Source organism: Acidobacteriota bacterium (genome assembly GCA_016208495.1).
In the GTDB taxonomy this organism is placed as follows: Bacteria; Acidobacteriota; Blastocatellia; order Chloracidobacteriales; family Chloracidobacteriaceae; genus JACQXX01.
In genome coordinates this window covers 76,418-93,279 of the sequence record JACQXX010000070.1, presented here as the reverse complement: position 1 = coordinate 93,279, position 16,862 = coordinate 76,418, and the positions used below count along the sequence as shown (strand labels likewise).

Sequence of the window (16,862 nt, the reverse complement as noted above, 5' to 3'; positions counted from 1 at the left end):
CTTCAACCCTCGACCCCTCGACCCACAAGCCCTCACCAAATGAAAAGGATTTCCTGCCTTGTGTTTAAAGGTTTAAATCATTGCTGCTATTTGACTTTCAAGGCACGGTTGTTTCTGATGCTGGTTACACTGGCTGTCGGCCTCACTGCTTCGTGTACTAACCAGCCTCAGAAGGTATCGGATTCAGAACTTCCTAAAATTCCCCAAAAACAGACGTCACCAGTTGGGTCTCCGACTGAAACCGATCCCTTGACCAACCCGAAAGCCTCGCCTGAATCAATTCAGAAGGCACTCGAAGAACTTCGACAGGCAAAAGATTATTCATTGAAGAACCTGGATGGATCGCCAATCCCTGAAAGTGAACGGGCGGCGTTTAAAGGCTTGACCTATTTTCCGGTTGATCTGAACTATCGAATTGTGTGCCAGCTCACACCTTCAAAGTCAGGGGAAACACTGAAAATGCCAGCCACGAATGGTGAAGATCGCCTCTACACAGTAGTTGGCTCATTTCACTTTGAAATATCCGGCACGAAATGTTCCCTGCTTGCCTTGAAAAGTGTGCAAAACGCTTCGCCGCTGGCCTTGCGAACGCTTTTTGTGCCGTTCAAAGACGCGACATCCGGTGTGGAAACGTATGGTGCTGGCCGCTATCTGGAGCTTGAAGAAAATGAAACTGGCACCTATGTCCTTGATTTTAATCGGGCATTTAGTCCTTTCTGCGCTTATAATTCCAGCTACAGTTGCCCGATTCCTCCTCAACAAAATGTCTTAACCGTCGCCATCAAAGCCGGTGAGAAATATGCTCACCAGTAGCGAGATAGCGAGTAGCGAGATAGCGAGTAGCGAGTAGTAAGACAAATTCTATAGTCTGATAGTTCAGCAACTCTTTGTTTGAATGTTTTTTCGATTTCAACCCCAAAAATTTGCTGCTTATGAACAGGTTATATAATTTGTGACTTGTTATCCCGTCTTTCTGACTACTCGTTTCTCGCTATCTCGCTATCTCGCTCTTTTGGATTGACTCCTCGCTACTCGCTATCTCGCTACTCGCTCCTTTTATAAATCTATGTCCCACATCTATGGAGTTTCCCCAGTTTTAGAGGCGTTGCGGGCTGGTAAACGCAACATCCATCGCATCATTTTTGCCCGTGGCGGGCAACCGGCTCGACTGGAAGAAATCCGGCAACTGGCGCGTCGCAATGGAGTTACCTGTGTCGAAGAACCCCGCGAACGCCTGAACCAGCTCGCGGCCAATGCCAACCATCAGGGGGTTATCGCCGTGGTAGCAGCAGCGAACTATGCCGACCCGGATGACCTGCTCGAAGCGGTGACAGGTATTCCGCTCCTGGTTTTGCTTGATCAGGTTGAAGACCCACATAATCTGGGGGCGATTGTCCGAACGGCTGAATGTTCTGGAGCACAAGGTGTTTTTGTGACGGAACATCACGCGGCGGGTCTGACTGAAACGGTGGTCAAAGCATCAGCCGGCGCAACCGAACACCTGCCGGTGGCACGAGTCACGAACCTGTCTTATTTCATTGAACGGCTCAAAGGACGTGGAATCTGGGTGGTCGGGGTTGAAAAAGGTGGATCTAAACGATACACCGAATGGGATTTTACAACTCCGACGGCGATTGTTCTGGGAAGCGAAGGCAAAGGCATGCGGCGGCTGGTTCGGGAACATTGCGACTTAATCGTGTCAATTCCCCTGGCAGGTCAGATTTCATCCCTCAATGTTTCGGTGGCGGCAGGTGTTGTGCTCTATGAAGCATTCCGACAACGGAGTTTTCGCCGGAATGAAGAGAATTGAGAATGAAGAAAGTGGTTAGTGGTTAGTGGTTAGTGGTTGGTTCTTCTTCGAAAGTATTGATTTCTAACCACTAATGCCAGTTAAGAGTTGAAAAAATGAGCGGATTTGAACCCGCGAAGCGGGTGGCAGGCTCGTAGCCCAGGGTGCAACCCTGGGAAAAAGTTGGCTACTCACCCCCGCCTGGCCAGCCGCCGCCTACGGCGGCGGCTGGCCAGGCGGGGAAAAGGTGAAGAATGACCAGGTTCCCAGGGCTCGAAGACTCGCCCTGGGCTACGAGCCGTCACCTACTTCGTAGGTTAAGAACCAAAACTGCTTCAATCCTTCATTTGCACCACTAACCACTAACCTCATTCTTCATTCAGTTCCGCGGTCAGTACCTGAAAACCCCTGCCGACGAAAGCGTTCACGAAGTTCGCGAACGGCATGGCCAATCACCCGATTCAACTGGTCCACCTCGTCTTCAGTCGGTTCGCGTTTGAGCTGAACCTGGACGTCCATATCTTCACCCAGCGAAATTTCATCGAGCAAATCAGGCGGCAGATTGGGTTCAACCAGGGCTTTTAAGGTTACGGCAATCGCATCGGACATATCGCCACACCCGCAGCTCTGGTTCGTTCGAATGGCATCCAGATGGCTTCGGGCATAGAGGGTGTCAGGATGAGCAACGGGCAAAATCCCAAGGGCCTGTTCCAGAAGTTCTTGAGCCTCAGCCAGTTTATGGTCGTGTTGAAGGAAAATACCCAGGGCAATCAGGGCACGCCCGGTCTGTAGTTGATCAAGTCCGGCCTGGGCAATCACAACTGATTTTCGGAGCACCGCTTCAGCCTCGGCGCGGCGCTCCAGATCTGCCAGAAACAACCCATAGTTGCGTAGTACCCCTGAATACAACCCAGGGTCGCCCAACGAACGAGCCAGTTCCCCAGCCCGCTGATAGGCATAATCGGCTTTTTCTGATTCATTTAGTTCACTGAGTGCCAGCCCAAGTGCCATTTCAACATCAATTTCCTGTCGAAAATCACCTACCTTCTGGCTGACTTCCAGCAATGCCTTGAGCGCTCCAAGCCGAACCGAATGTTCCCCAGTCGTTCGGGCGATGGTTGATAATTGCGCCAACACCTGTTGTTTAAACTCAAGTGTCGCCTCAGGCAACGAATCAACCCATCGCAAGGCGTCCTGGAGCACCATCAAGACCAGCCCAGGATCGGCCACATCCTGACGGCGAAAGACTTGCTGCAAAATATCCTCAATCAACTCAAGGGGAACGTCACGAATCAGCTCAAATCCTGAATCAAACCCGTTGCTGGCCAGAATAAATGCTTGCAGTGCAATCGCCTGAGCTACTCGCGGATTGCCTTCAACCCAGAGAATTTGAACGGCTTGCAGAATGAGTTCCTGGGCTTCCTCCTGATTACCAGTCAACCAGACAACTTCGGCGAGTGGAATCAGAGCAAAGGCATACCCGGCGTGCTGCCGGCCATAAAAAGCTTCACGATCAGTCACGTTGGTTCTCAAAACCGTCTCGGCTTCTTCAAATTGTTCAACGTGAATCAATAACTCACCCAGATTCAACACATAGGTCAGATGGTCACGTTGCCCGGATTCACCCAGATAAGGAACTTTGGTGGCCTCACGCATGGTGTCAACTGCCCGTTCAAAACTTTCAATCGCCACAAAAAAACTTCCCAGGTCAAACAAGGCAGCGGCATATTTGGAGCTCTCAGGTCCATACTGGGTGAAGATAGCTTCGGTCGCATTCACAATCAGCGCCTCTGCCTGGGCGCCGTTACCTGACCGAAGTTGCTCGATGGCTGCAGCCAGCGCGCTTTGGGGTGGAAGATTTGACATTCGATGCTCCTGGTAAAGAAATGATCCAAAACAATTTGAGGCCGAAACCTACTCAGTGGAAAAAAAGATGTGCTACACTGGCCGGGCTCGCGGCGTCAAGGCGGGCATTCTGAAACGGATCACCTCTCAATTTCAATCCTGAAGTCTATTTCCCAAAATCCCACTGCAAGCCAGTGTCAGCCGCACCGGCCTGACAGGGTTAGCCGAGAGCCTTCACGCTCATGAGATACTGCCCAATCTGTAAGCGATGTTATGAAGATACTGAACTGCGTTGTGCCCAGGATGGGCTTTTTTTAGTCGAAGCCTTTCCGGGTCCACGCGCGGTTGACGGCAAATACCGAATTGACATGCTCCTGGGTCAAGGCGGGATGGGATCTGTCTTTAAAGCAACCCATCTTGAACTGGACCGGACCATTGCCCTCAAAATCGTGCTGCCTGATTTTGTATCCAGTAATGAAACCCTCGAACGCTTTCGCCAGGAAGCACGCGCCGCTGCCCGACTCAACCACCCAAATGTCATCGGCGTGTATGACTTTGGCGTATTGCCAACCGGTCAGGCGTATCTGGCCATGGAACTTCTCCGGGGTCGGTCACTGCGTGATGAGATCGAAGATTTAGGTCAGTTGACACCGCAACGTGTTCTGGAAATTATGCGTCCAGTGTGCGAGGCGGTTCATGCGGCACACTGTGCCGGCGTCATCCACCGTGATTTGAAGCCTGACAATATCGTGGTTGAAGCCAGTGAAGGCGGCCTGGAACAGGTCAAAGTGGTTGATTTTGGAATTGCCAAACTCAAAGAACGATCCGGCATTCATTCCCTGAATCTGACCGAGCCGGGGCTGGTGATGGGAACGCCACACTATATGTCACCGGAACAGTGCCGGGGCGAAGAACTCGACGCCCGGTCTGATGTCTACAGCCTGGGCGTAACGGTTTATGAAATGCTCTCTGGACGCGTGCCGTTTGACGCACCAACCCCTTCAGCGGTCATTATTCAGCACGCAATTGACCCGCCGCGCCGGTTGCGATTGCTCCGAAGCGACATCAGCGAAGCCCTTGAAAATGTCGTGATGCGCTCGCTTTCAAAAAATCGTGAACTCCGTCAACAATCAGCCATGGAGCTGTACACGGATCTGTCACAAGCCGTGAACCCACCCGTCACGGTTGAAAAATCCGCCAGTTTTGCCCCGCCGAAATCCAAACCGATTACCGGCCAGTTTACCCGGTTTGAACCGGAAGACACGGCGATTCCATCTATTTCGCCATTGTTTACAACTGGCAAATCCCACGTCGCCCAGGTCATTAAACTCTCGGAAAAGTCAGCGCTTCAGGGTCACGAACACGTGATCAAATCACTGGACTTTTCACCTGACGGCACCTCCCTGCTCTCTGCGAGCGGAGACGGTACGATCCGGTTATGGGATATGACCACCAACCAGGAGCGTTCGGTGCTGCGTGGGCACGAATATTCAGTCAATTCCGCCATTTTTTCACCGGACGGCACTCGCATTGCCTCAGCCGGAGCCGATGGAACGGTCCGCCTGTGGCTGGTGAAAGGCGAGCGCGAAATCATTGCCCTGGGTCATAAAGCTTCGGTGCGTTCATTAAGCTTTGCACCGGATGGTCGCTGGCTGGCTTCGGCCTGTGATACGGAAATCAAACTGTGGGACACCATCCGCTATCGGCAAATTACCTCGCTTGAAGGCCATACCAAAACCGTTGAATCGGTTGCCTTTTCACCGGATGGAAATCTTCTGGCTTCGGGAAGCGCCGATGACACGGTCCGCTTGTGGGATATGGTGACCAAAACTGAACAGGAATCGCTCTTGCGGGCAGGTCATGCGGTGACGGCAGTTGCCTACTCACCACAAGGGCATCTGCTGGCTTCGGCAGGACGTGACCAGGTGGTTTGCCTCTGGGACCTCGACAATTTGCCCGAAGGCTGCAAAGTCCTCTGGGGACACGATGAAGCAGTGCGGGCGATTGCCTTTTCAGCCGATGGATTGTGGATGGCTTCTGGCGATTGGAATGGCGAGCTACGAATCTGGAACCTGGAAAATCAGGAAATCATTGCCTCTGAAGAAGCCCATGACGGGTCAATTTTTGCGCTACGCTTTTCCCCAAAAAGCAATCTCCTGGTTTCAGGCGGCTACGATACAATGATCAAAGTCTGGCAGGTTGGGTAGGGCTGAAGACATCGGGCTAAGGGCTTGGGGCTGAAAAACCAGGGCTAAAGGCTTGGGGCTTAGGGTAAAAACTAATTGAATTCAAATGATTTGTAAGCCCCAAGCCCTTAGCCCGATGTCTTCAGCCCGGTTTCTTCAGCCCCATTTTACAGTTCTGGCAGCGTGTGTTTCCGCCCCTGGTTTTCTTTCTTTAAATACTCCATCAACGGTTCAAAATAGCGCAGCATGGCTTTGGCACTGAGGTCTTCGCCAGTGGCTTCGCGCAGAACCACGCGCCAGTCACGTGAACTACCAGGTGTCATAATTTTGCGCAGAAAATCGCCGACTTCTTTGCTGCCATAGTAGTTTGTTGCGTGCGGATCCTGCTTCAGGATGTTGCGGGCAATATGATCATGAAGCTGCATCAAGAGCACGTAGGACAAGGCGTAGTCATAATACTGGGCCGCATCGTCATTGATGTGGGTCTTGGTGGCGGCATCACAGAATGCCTCGCCGCGTTTCGATGGTGGCGCAATTCCCTGATACTTTGCGGCTAATTCCCACCAGCGCTGGTTCAGTTTATTTTTGGGCAGGTTTTTTTCATACACATCATATTCAAATCCGGGCATCACTCCGGCGGAAAACGGGATGAACACCACATAATTGAGTGCTTCTTTGAGCAGTGCCTGAGTCTGATCCACTTTGACATCTTTTGGCGCCAGACCGCGACCTTCCAGGAAAGGTTTTTGCATTGACGCCAGCCCAATCATGCTGCCGATGGCTTCGTGATACGCCCGATTGGCACCACTGCGGAGCAAGGGCGGAACATCTGGATTGGTGTAACTGACATAATAGTAAATATGACCCAACTCATGATGGGTGGTTTCATACCACTCAGCGTTTGGCTCAACACTCATCAGCGAGCGCAGGTCGTTTTTGTAATCCAGGTGCCAGGCGCTGGCATGGTTGTTTTTTTTGTATTTGGCATCGGGCGGAGGCGGGTAGAGCGACGATTTTTCCCAGAATACGGGTGGCAATGCCGGCCAGCCAAGACTGATGTAAAACTGCTCGGCCTGTTTGACAATCCATTCTGGAGACTTGTCTTTGAGGGCTGAATCAACATCCATGCCTTCAACATTGACCATTGAACTCCAGTCCTGGCCCCAGCGGTTTGGGAGCCAATCTGCCGGAAGCGTGTCAGGAACGGGGGCATTGTACTTTTTCGCCAGTTCATAGCGGGCATAAGTGTGGAGTTCGCGATACAACGGACGAAGCTGACGGTTGATTTCATCCATCAGCTTCATCATTTCCGCCGAAGTCATCCCATATTCAGATACCTGATAGTCAAAATATGATTTATAGCCAAGCGGTTTGACTGACTGGTTGCGGAGTTGTCGCAAATTGACCAGTCCATCTTTGAGTGTTTTACCAACTTCTTTGGAGGCTTCCCAGGCTTTGCGGCGTTCAGGCAGACTGGTCGAAGTGCGCAAAATATCGTCAATCTGGTTTGTGGTCACCGACTTGCCGTCAATTTTGTAATCAAAGCCATATAGTTTCTCAACCTGGGTGGTTTGAGCGGCAATTCGTTTTGAAACGACATCTTTGGCGATTTCAGGGGTATCAGCCGCCAGATAGAGAATGCGTTCCAACTGCAGTTTTTGAACTGGTGTCAACTGGTCTTTTTGCTTGAGGAACGCCTGTGCTTTTTCAATATTGCCTTTGCTACCACAAAAGGCTGAGAGTTTTTCAAGTGCCGCGTTCGTGGCTTTGGCATTGGTTGTATCACCTTCGATGATTCGGGTGTTTGACTCCCATTCGGCCAGGTTATAGCTATATAACAGCTTGAGCCAGGTATCGGTATATTCATCAATAAACGCCTGAGCTTCAGCACCTGGACGGCTATCTGCTTTGACTGCAATATTTTGGATAAATGCTGGTGTTATCACCAGCAACCCGAGCAGCACAAGACAGACAAATCGCCGGGCGGAAAAAACGGGTTTTCGCATGGGTTGATCAGTCTCCTGTTTTGGAAAATTGTGATGAGTGCGAACTGAGATGGAAGGAACGGGTTGTGGGTTGCGAACGCACATCCCTGGTTGGTGGTTATATCAAACTCAGCACTCAAAACCCAGTGTGGGAAGCTTTTGCACGTGCGTCAATTCAGACAGATTCAGGGCAAAAAAAATGCCCACTCAAAAGTTGAGCGGGCCAAATCACCAGATGCAGTGTGTGTACAATGAAAACGGATGAAGAAGGTATAAGAGCTATTTCTTTTCGCGGAGCATGGTTAAATACAGTGTCGAACCAACCAGCGGGAAGGCAACCACAAATACAATTAACATGACTTTTTCCGCCAGGGTGCGGCTGCCGCCTAAAATGTCAAAAACGGCAACTGTTGACAAAGCAATCGCTAACCAACCGAGCAATGTCCACATAATGAATAACCTTTCGAACGGGATTTTGAAGAAGGAGTGAAAAGATGTTGCCTGATACGTGACTCAGGAGAATGAAGTTCGCATCAATCTTACAACTTTTTTACGTTTGTCTTCTCCGTACCAATTCCCCGTATATCAGGATTGTCATTTCATGGCCATTACCCGGCAATGGTTAATCCCTGCAAATTATTGAAAGAAAATAGCTTTCTCAATCGTCTTCATAAGGTCAGCGTCTCTATATTTGATTGCACTCCGCCAACCCCAATCACCTGAATTGTATTTTCACCTTTGCGCAAACTGAGTTTTTTCTTCCCACCTTTGGCCGTTACGCTTGTGTCGCTGCCGCCGGGTTGAATCACGCTTGCCGGTAAAGGGGTGCCATTGACGATGATTGTTGGACTGGTGCCAAACCCGGTGCCAGTGATGGAAAGCAGTTTTTTCGAATAGCTGGCACTGGTAATTTGTACTGCCGGACTTACAGTCAAGGAGAAAATTCGGGTCACGGCTTCCCCGCAGGTATCGGCAATGCGAACAGTCACCGTGAAGGTGCCAACTGGTCCGGCGTTGCTCACCGTCACAACACCCGTCTGTGGATCAACCGCAAAGGTTCCAGTGAATCCTTCAGCCATCGCCGTGATGGTTGCCGAACCATCGTCTGCGGGAGGTGCTGACGGGGAAACCGTCACGGAACTGTTTTGGGTCACGGTTGCCGCCTGATACTCGCCAATGGTTGGAGGTGTGTTGGCGGTGACATTGACCGTTAACCTGGCCGTTGCTTTTAATCCTTCAGAATCAGTTACCTGCAATGTGAAATTATTGGCGCCGGTGGTTGCCCGGCACCCAGTTGACAGGGTGGCGGTGATCATCCCATTGGAGTTGGCAATCTGCGAAATTACCAGACCCGCCGGAATCTGGATCGCCTGGACAATCAAATTTCCAACTGGTGTTTCTTTATCGGTGACGGTGGCAACGGTAACGCCGGTTGCTGATCCGCCTTGCGCCTGGGTAATCGCGGGAACAGCCGTAATGGTTGGCGGAGTGTTACTGGCAGACTGAGCGATTTGGAAATTGGCGTTTGAAATATCAAAGAAAATATTTCCCACGGCTTCAACCTTAATCCGGGCGGTATTGGTCAAATTATTGGGCACGGTAATGGCTTCGGTGCCGTCATTTGGAGTTTCAGCCGCCAGGGTGATCGGAAACGATTGTCCACCATCGGTCGAAAGCAGGATCCGAACACTGGCACAGTTCACGGGTGATTGTGCGGTACTGGCCACATCCCACACGACATTTTGTGTTGAGCCAACCACCCATTGAACTGCGGTGTTTGGCTCTCTGACCAGAAATGGCCCGCTTTGACTGCTCACCGTAACCCTGGTTGAATCAAAGTTTGTACCGCCTCCGGTGGCGCGGTTATCACGGACAGTCACCCGAAAATTCAGGGTCCGGCTCGTTGTCGGCAAAGATTCGCCGAAGGTCGCCCGGTTATTCAAAATGTCTGACAGTTGGGGGAAGGTTCGTGATGGACTGGTCGTCGGCTTGAATGAGCGAAAAATTGGGCGACTGCCATCGTCGGTATTTGGTGGTCCTTGCGTACCAAGGTCAAACTGTTCCCAACAATAGGTTAGTGCATCGCCATCTGGATCATTCCCAGAAGCTGTCAGGATAAACGGAGTGCTTCGTGGAATAGTAAAACTTGCCCCGGCTTCAACTGCTGGAGGTTGATTGTTGGTGGCGCTGGGGGTGGCGCATCCATTCCCATTGCCAGTAATAAAACTGATGATTTCATCCATGCTATGACCGTGAAAATAATCATCACTGTTGCGCTGGATATTTTCGCCGCCGCAAATTCCGGCATACGCCATAATGGTTGACCCGCTACCGGGTTCATAGGCGGAACCTGGCGCCCGATTTCCACCACCACAATTTCCGGTTGTCCCATTAAATGGGTGGTTTGCCCCAAACTGATGGCCCATCTCATGCGCCACAAAATCCACGTCAAAGCTGTCTCCCACCGGGGCGGGCAAACCTGTTACCCCACGAGCCTTGGCATTGCTGTTACAGATTCCACCACGGGAGGCAATGCCTCCACCACCGGTGCTAAACACATGCCCGATGTCATAATTGGCCGAGCCAATCACCTGATCCAGATTGGACTGATTTTGGCCAAGCATCTGTCCGCCGTCATCATTGGTGTATGGGTCACTTCCGGAACTGGTGTAGATAATCGAGCTTTCCTGGGCAATCAGCACCATGCGGATGGCCAGTTCGCGCCCATAAATCGCATTCACCCGATTGACGCTGGTGGTAATGGCCGCCAGCGCCCCAGCCACCGTGCCACCATGGAAAGCCGTGTATTCGCCGGTTGCGGCCAGCGCCAGCCGATAGGTTCGCAATGTTGTCCCAAACGGCGCTCGTTGGCTGCTTGAACTCAGTTCTCCGTCAGGCAAATGGCTGAACTCGTCTGACGGTACCAGGCAGCGCAAGGCTTCGGTATCTTTCTGGTAGTCCCGTTTGAAATAACTGATACAGGTTTCAGTATCGCCTTTTTGATAAGGATCAACGTAGACGGTGTCTTCGGTTGAAAGCACCATGGCATGAAACCCGGCTGGCGTTCGATCAAACCGGACAATCGCCGTCGGATCGTCAATTCCCTGCCCGCAATAGGTTTTGATCTCTGGAAACTGAGCAGCTAGTTTGGGCTCCATCACCGGTGATTCTTCAATCCGAAACCGGGAGAAAGTTCCATCCGGCATCGGAAGGGTCATCACGGTTGAGGTGGTTTGAGCCGCTCGTGAAAACTCCATCGGAGCTTGCTTGAGCACATTGGTGAGTCTTGCCTGATTGAGCAACACCACTCGATACGCTGATGGGATAATCTGGCGCTCAGCTTGAGAGCGATTCAGTGATGATTCTTCAACCGCTTGCCAGAGTCCATCTTCAGAAACCTGGGATATCTGTGATGCATGCGAATCAGGCGTCACCGTGTAACGGGCCTGGGTAGGACGAAGGGATATTCCCCCAACACACACCATCAAACCAAGGGTCAGGAAGAAAAAGAACAGAGATCGGGTCATAAGTCGGCGCTTCTTTCTACAAAAGGGAATCAGGTTGCTTCAAGGTGAGGCAATTCTTTGAGTTGGTGGGAGAGGCTGAACTGAATTTGAATAAACCCAGCGAACATCATTGTTATTGACCGACGCGGCTGAAACAAGTTTGTTCTCCTGTGTTCCCGTGCTTTTTTGTAACTATTCTCAAAATCATATGGAGCTGAAAGAAAAATCTGTTCCTGTCTTTTAGACCTCAAAAGCTGTGTTTTTGTTCAAATTTCAGAGATATTGTCTGACTCCGATCAATGGCTTGCTCACTTAAATACTTTTATTAGATGACTTTACAACCTTATTCCTTGTGATTGAAAAGAACGTACTGTCAGGTGGCGTTCGCCGTTCTGGATTGCAACCCTATCCTGGGATTGGTACGATTTGCCCTTTTACCTACCGCTGGACTTGAGGATTTATAGGGTGTTCATCTTCTTCAAACCCACAACCGCTGACCTCCTGTTCAACCGGCGCCCAGCCGTTTCACAGGACTTTTCCCCACTCCGTGTGTGATCGTGACTTATGTTACAACCAGATTTGCAGGAAGCTTTGACCTTTGATGACGTGCTGTTGTTACCTGCCAAAAGCGACGTCATTCCAACTGAAACCGACACCACCACCTTTTTTTCACGCACTATCAAACTGAATATTCCTATCGTTAGCGCCGCAATGGATACTGTCACTGAAAGTGGCATGGCCATCGCCATGGCTCAACAGGGCGGCATCGGCGTCGTTCACAAAAATCTTTCCATTAGTCAGCAATATGACGAAGTTGATAAAGTCAAACGCTCTGAAAGTGGAATGATTGTTGATCCGGTGACCATGACTCCGGATCGTCCACTGTCAGAGGCGCTCCAGGTTATGGCCCGGTTTCATATCTCTGGCGTCCCCATCGTTGATGTTCAGGGCAAACTGGTTGGAATTTTGACCAACCGCGACCTGCGTTTTGAAACCCGCCTCCACCTTCCGGTTTCGGAAGTCATGACCAAAGACAACCTGATCACGGTTCCGATTGGAACCACGCTGCAAGAAGCCCGTGGCATTTTGCAGAAGCATCGGGTTGAAAAACTCCTCGTGGTTGATGAAGCCTTTCGCCTCAAAGGCTTAATCACGGTCAAAGACATTCAAAAAGCAATTCGCTACCCGTTGGCAACCAAAGATAGCCTGGGACGACTGCGCGTCGCTGCCGCTATCGGAGCAACTGGTGATTATCTGGAACGAGCCGAAGAATTGCTTCGGGCCCGAGTTGACGCTCTGGTTGTGGATACGGCTCACGGTCATTCGTCCCGGGTCCTCGACGCTGTGCGTCAGGTGAAAAAGAAATTCCCCGAAGTTGATGTTGTGGCTGGAAACGTGGCTACGTTTGAAGGCGCCCGTGATTTGATCAAAGCCGGAGTTGATGCCGTCAAAACTGGTGTTGGACCAGGAAGTATTTGTACCACGCGGGTGGTGGCTGGCATTGGCGTACCACAAATCACTGCCGTTTCTGAAACCGCGAAAGCGGCTCTGGAAGCTGGCGTTCCACTCATTAGCGACGGTGGGATCAAATATTCTGGTGATGTCACCAAAGCCCTGGCTTCCGGCGCTGATACCGTGATGATTGGTTCGCTCTTTGCCGGTACGGATGAAAGCCCCGGTGAAATCATTCTCTATCAAGGTCGGAGTTTTAAATCGTACCGGGGAATGGGTTCAATTGCGGCGATGAAAGAGGGCAGCAAAGACCGCTATGCGCAGGAAGGCGAAACGGTCGAATCCAAACTGGTGCCGGAAGGGATTGAAGGCCGGGTACCCTATAAAGGCCCGCTTGAAGGGATGATTCGCCAACTCGTCGGTGGGGTGAGAGCCGGGATGGGGTACACAGGGTGCCAAACGATTGCACAACTCAAAGCCGACGCCCGATTCATCAAAATCACAGCAGCGGGACTTCGCGAAAGCCATGTCCACGACGTGATCATTACCAAAGAAGCGCCAAACTATCGGATGGAATAGGACGGGAATGAAGAAAGTGGTTAGTGGTTAGTGGTTAGTGGTTAGAAATCAATACTTTCGAAGAAAAACCAGCCATCGGGTTCCGGGTCTTCGAAACTAACCACTAACCACTAACCACTAACCACTAACCACTAACCACTAACCACTAACCACTTTCTTCATCTTCTTAAAGGTAGCGCGACGAAAGCACGTTTCCATCTTCGTTGAGTTCATAGAGCAAAGGCGCACCAGTTGGGATATTGAGTTCAATCACCTGCTCTCGGGTCAATTGATCCAGGTGCATCACCAGTGAGCGCAGACTGTTGCCGTGTGCGACAATCAAAACATCCTTGCCCTGCTTTAAGAGCGGGAAGATTTCAGCTTCGTAGTAAGGCAGTACCCGAGCGGCGGTATCAGCCAGGCTTTCGCCATTTGGAGGCTGGACATCATAACTTCGACGCCAGATTTTCACCTGGGCATCTCCAAATTTTTCAGCCGTTTCCGCTTTATTGAGCCCCTGTAAGTCACCGTAATGGCGTTCATTGAGCGCTTGATCCCGTTTGACGGGCAAATCCTGGTGGCCAGAAACTCCGGTGGCAATGGTCGCGGTATCAATCGCCCGCTTGAGCACCGAAGTAAACAGGTAGTCAAAGTGCATGCCTTTGATTTTTTCGCCCGCCGCGAGGGCTTCCGCTTCCCCTTTTGGTGACAGCGGCACATCCACCCAGCCCGTAAAGCGATTTTCCAAATTCCACTGCGATTCACCGTGACGAATCAGTACTAAATTAGCCATAAGTGCTCCCCTTGAGTTAAAAACTATTATGATTCAATAAGATAAGAATTTGCCAGGAATTGAATCCCACACTGCACCCCACCCGCTCACGCAGGTGGGACTGACTTCATTCCCCCTAACTGACGCATCCAGACACGGTCGGTTTGCACGTCCTCTCCCAACATAAAGACTTTTTCCCCAACGTCTTCAAACCCCCATTTGCGGTAAAAAGCTTTTGCCCGGTGGTTTTCTTCCCAGACGCCAAGCCACAGCGTTTGATAGCCACCAGCTTTGGCTTCATCAACATAGGTTTGCATCAATGCTTGAGCGACACCTTTTCCAAACCATTCCTGGCGGACATAAAGCCGGACCAGTTCAAAGGGTTTAGGGCCGGTTACACAAGGCGGGGCTTCGCCAGCACTGACTTTGGCATATCCAGCCAGTGTCTCCCCCGTATCAGCCACAAAAAATGTGGCATCGGGGTCGGCCAGTTCAGCCGCAAGCTGATTGACGCTAAAGGCCGTTGCCATATAGGCATCCATATCTTCTTTGGAATTAAATTCAGCAAAGGTGTCGTGGAAAGTTTTGGCGGCGACGTCTGCCAGAGCAGGTGCATCCGCCAGCGTTGCCCGACGGATGATATAAGAGGAAGGTTGAACCATTGGAAATGAAATAACTTGCCCGCACGATCCTCGCGAAGTCCCAGGCGGGGCTTCCTGGAGGTAAGGCAGGAGAATGTTGAATTGGTGAAGGATGCCGAGGGCGGGACTCGAACCCGCACGCCGCGTAAGCAGCAACGGATTTTCTTACCACTGCAGTTTTCACTGCCTGAAGTCATTCAGTTTGTGGTCTGGACGATGCCTTCTCCATACACAATACAGCTTGAATTTGCGCACAGGAGGGAGCCGTCTCGTCTCTACACTTTGCGATTGCAACCGACCTGCAATCGCTTTAGCTCGGCGTTGCCATCAGCTTGACCTGAAAGGGTTCACCGAATTTGGCTCCATTCACGCTGGTGTTTCCATCCAACGTGCTCAATTGACTGACTTAAGTCCGTTGTGTCTACCTATTCCACCACCCCGGCAGGATTAGAATTAAGAATTAAGAATTAAGAATTAAGAATTAAGCTGAAGAGTTTCTTCATTCTTCATTCTTCATTTTCCGACGCGGATGAGCTGTGTTCCAGAGAGGTGCTCGTGAAGCCCGCGTTGATTGGGGTCAAAAATAGCCCAAACAAATCCAATCATCAATGTAAAAAAGGAGGCAACATAACCAATTGCCCGTAAAAATGCCTGTTTTAAGGTTGGAATCTGCCGCGTTTGGGTGCAAACCACACATAACCCGCCAAATTGCATGCCAAAGGTTTGGCCAGCAACCGCCATCGTTCCAAACAGGTACACGCCCGCAATCAAAATACCAGCTACGGTCAGGAGCACGGCAACCCGAGCGTCAGTAAATTCCGCCCCAACTGCCTGAACCGCAATCCATAGCGGCACATTCGAAATCAGTATCGTAGCCACATCAATGGCGCCGGCACGCAAGCGCTCCACAATTTCAGGGCGAACAACCTCGCCGGAGGCAGTAAAGACAGCATCCAGCTCTGCATCCAGTTCTGAAAAGGCAAACTCATCCGTTTCCGGCACACCCATAAAGGATTCTGAGCCAACAAATGCGGAGAGGGATTGTCCTTCACTTAGCTGGCTGACTGGAGATTGGACAGGTTCAGCCACAACTGATGGCGATGGAACCGCGTGTAGGGAAACATCGGGCATCGCGGGTTCCGAAACAGGTGAGAGCAACGTCGCTGGCGCCGTGGCCGTGGTCAAAATCGGCTGGGTGGTCGCCATCCGATGAATCCCAGTTGACCGAGGCTTCGGTGGGGTTGGCGCGTCAATCGAACGACTGTGTTCAGATGCCCGGCGTACCCGGTCCAGCATGGCTTTCACAATCGGGTTTTCAGATTTTTCATCGGTGTGAATCTCTTCAAATTTCAGCACTTCGACCACAGGTGGGGGAGGCTCTGGTACCGGCGCAATCGCGACCGGTTCCGCCGTCACCGTAATCACATTGGGCTGAGCGACCAGAGCGGCCAATTTTTGCTGCTCCTGAATCGCGGCTTCAAGTTCGGCTTCCATCGAACGCCGGGCTTTAATCTGTCGCACGCGAGCGCTCAATTCGGCTCGCCACGCCGGGACATTGGGAGCACTATGAACCTCCATCGGAGGGCGCTGGGATGACATTTTGAATACTCCTCCCCGAGTATTGCCGGGAAAATCTAAAACACTTCCAACTGATGAACGCTGTGACGTAGAATGGACCGCTTGTCCGCACCGACGACAGGGAATCCGGTCGTCTGATTGCAGGTATCCGCACTGAGGACAAATCATAGGTAAACTTTTGCTCCGTTTACGCGAGTAACAAAAAGTGATCCCCCCTGGTCAAATTTGATGAACACGATATGAATCCTGGTCTGGAAAGCGTGACGGCTTCTGAATAGAACCGTTGGTGATGATGCGCAATGCTAGCAGAGAGCAATTCTTCAGGTCAATGAAAAAGAGTTCATATTTTGGTTTATGCCGGAGAGTTTATACAGTTCAGAGTAGGAAAGTTAGAAGCCAGTCATCTCAGGGTTCAGGGTTCAGGGTTCAGTCGCCGTAACGGAAAAAGTATCCTGGAATCGAGGGTTTTTCAGAACTTTGACCGGAACCTTGATGCGGGCTCAAGCGACCACAGATTCAACAATTCTCAATCAAACAGAATTTCATTTTT

At 51.1% G+C, this 16,862-nt stretch carries 12 protein-coding genes; 5 read left to right on the top strand and 7 right to left on the bottom strand.

Translation table 11 applies throughout. The features are described from left to right. Positions 1–90: 90 nt before the first annotated feature. Positions 91–813, top strand: a complete 723-nt coding sequence (locus tag HY774_13110) for a DUF1684 domain-containing protein (GenBank protein MBI4749423.1) — start codon at positions 91–93, stop codon at positions 811–813. A gap of 253 nt (positions 814–1,066) precedes the next feature. After that, on the top strand, positions 1,067–1,810 hold the full coding sequence (gene rlmB / locus HY774_13105) for a 23S rRNA (guanosine(2251)-2'-O)-methyltransferase RlmB (GenBank protein MBI4749422.1): 744 nt from the start codon (positions 1,067–1,069) through the stop codon (positions 1,808–1,810). A gap of 354 nt (positions 1,811–2,164) precedes the next feature. On the opposite strand, the gene HY774_13100 is transcribed toward rlmB, so the two are convergent. Further along, positions 2,165–3,655, bottom strand: coding sequence for a tetratricopeptide repeat protein (locus HY774_13100; GenBank protein ID MBI4749421.1), 1,491 nt, complete (start codon positions 3,653–3,655; stop codon positions 2,165–2,167). 221 nt (positions 3,656–3,876) lie between these two features. Between HY774_13100 and HY774_13095 the strand changes: the two genes are divergently transcribed. After that, entirely contained in the window at positions 3,877–5,841 is a 1,965-nt protein-coding gene (locus tag HY774_13095; GenBank protein ID MBI4749420.1) for a serine/threonine protein kinase, read from the top strand. 146 nt (positions 5,842–5,987) lie between these two features. On the opposite strand, the gene HY774_13090 is transcribed toward HY774_13095, so the two are convergent. The 3 genes from HY774_13090 to HY774_13080 form a co-directional block, all read right to left on the bottom strand. Beyond that, complete coding sequence (locus tag HY774_13090; GenBank protein MBI4749419.1) at positions 5,988–7,826, bottom strand: M2 family metallopeptidase; 1,839 nt, start codon at positions 7,824–7,826, stop codon at positions 5,988–5,990. Positions 7,827–8,084: 258 nt separating this feature from the next. Further along, positions 8,085–8,255 carry a PLDc N-terminal domain-containing protein gene (locus HY774_13085; GenBank protein ID MBI4749418.1) on the bottom strand — a complete coding sequence of 57 codons (171 nt, stop codon included), beginning with the start codon at positions 8,253–8,255 and terminating at the stop codon, positions 8,085–8,087. Between the two features lie 218 nt (positions 8,256–8,473). Continuing rightward, positions 8,474–11,332 (bottom strand): hypothetical protein, encoded by a 2,859-nt coding sequence (locus HY774_13080; GenBank protein MBI4749417.1) that lies wholly within the window; start codon positions 11,330–11,332, stop codon positions 8,474–8,476. Between the two features lie 543 nt (positions 11,333–11,875). On the opposite strand from HY774_13080, the gene guaB reads away from it, so the two are divergent. Further along, positions 11,876–13,342, top strand: a complete 1,467-nt coding sequence (guaB, locus tag HY774_13075) for an IMP dehydrogenase (GenBank protein MBI4749416.1) — start codon at positions 11,876–11,878, stop codon at positions 13,340–13,342. 166 nt (positions 13,343–13,508) lie between these two features. Here guaB and HY774_13070 read toward each other — a convergent pair whose 3' ends face one another. Beyond that, a complete protein-coding gene (locus HY774_13070) occupies positions 13,509–14,114 on the bottom strand; it encodes a 2,3-bisphosphoglycerate-dependent phosphoglycerate mutase (GenBank protein MBI4749415.1) in 606 nt (201 codons plus the stop codon). An 86-nt stretch (positions 14,115–14,200) separates the two neighbouring features. Continuing rightward, on the bottom strand, positions 14,201–14,755 hold the full coding sequence (locus HY774_13065; protein ID MBI4749414.1) for a GNAT family N-acetyltransferase: 555 nt from the start codon (positions 14,753–14,755) through the stop codon (positions 14,201–14,203). An 84-nt stretch (positions 14,756–14,839) separates the two neighbouring features. On the opposite strand from HY774_13065, the gene HY774_13060 reads away from it, so the two are divergent. After that, on the top strand, positions 14,840–15,070 hold the full coding sequence (locus tag HY774_13060) for a hypothetical protein (GenBank protein ID MBI4749413.1): 231 nt from the start codon (positions 14,840–14,842) through the stop codon (positions 15,068–15,070). 177 nt (positions 15,071–15,247) lie between these two features. Here HY774_13060 and HY774_13055 read toward each other — a convergent pair whose 3' ends face one another. Then, positions 15,248–16,333 carry an RDD family protein gene (locus tag HY774_13055; protein MBI4749412.1) on the bottom strand — a complete coding sequence of 362 codons (1,086 nt, stop codon included), beginning with the start codon at positions 16,331–16,333 and terminating at the stop codon, positions 15,248–15,250. Positions 16,334–16,862: the final 529 nt, after the last annotated feature.

Excerpts from the sequence above, each read along its gene's own strand:
- HY774_13095 (MBI4749420.1), top strand. The coding sequence starts at position 3,877 with ATGAGATACTGCCCAATCTGTAAGCGATGTTATGAAGATACTGAACTG.
- HY774_13055 (MBI4749412.1), bottom strand. The coding sequence starts at position 16,333 with ATGTCATCCCAGCGCCCTCCGATGGAGGTTCATAGTGCTCCCAATGTC.
- HY774_13100 (MBI4749421.1), bottom strand. The coding sequence starts at position 3,655 with ATGTCAAATCTTCCACCCCAAAGCGCGCTGGCTGCAGCCATCGAGCAA.
- HY774_13065 (MBI4749414.1), bottom strand. The coding sequence starts at position 14,755 with ATGGTTCAACCTTCCTCTTATATCATCCGTCGGGCAACGCTGGCGGAT.
- rlmB (MBI4749422.1), top strand. The coding sequence starts at position 1,067 with ATGTCCCACATCTATGGAGTTTCCCCAGTTTTAGAGGCGTTGCGGGCT.
- HY774_13080 (MBI4749417.1), bottom strand. The coding sequence starts at position 11,332 with ATGACCCGATCTCTGTTCTTTTTCTTCCTGACCCTTGGTTTGATGGTG.
- HY774_13085 (MBI4749418.1), bottom strand. The coding sequence starts at position 8,255 with ATGTGGACATTGCTCGGTTGGTTAGCGATTGCTTTGTCAACAGTTGCC.
- HY774_13070 (MBI4749415.1), bottom strand. The coding sequence starts at position 14,114 with ATGGCTAATTTAGTACTGATTCGTCACGGTGAATCGCAGTGGAATTTG.
- HY774_13090 (MBI4749419.1), bottom strand. The coding sequence starts at position 7,826 with ATGCGAAAACCCGTTTTTTCCGCCCGGCGATTTGTCTGTCTTGTGCTG.
- guaB (MBI4749416.1), top strand. The coding sequence starts at position 11,876 with ATGTTACAACCAGATTTGCAGGAAGCTTTGACCTTTGATGACGTGCTG.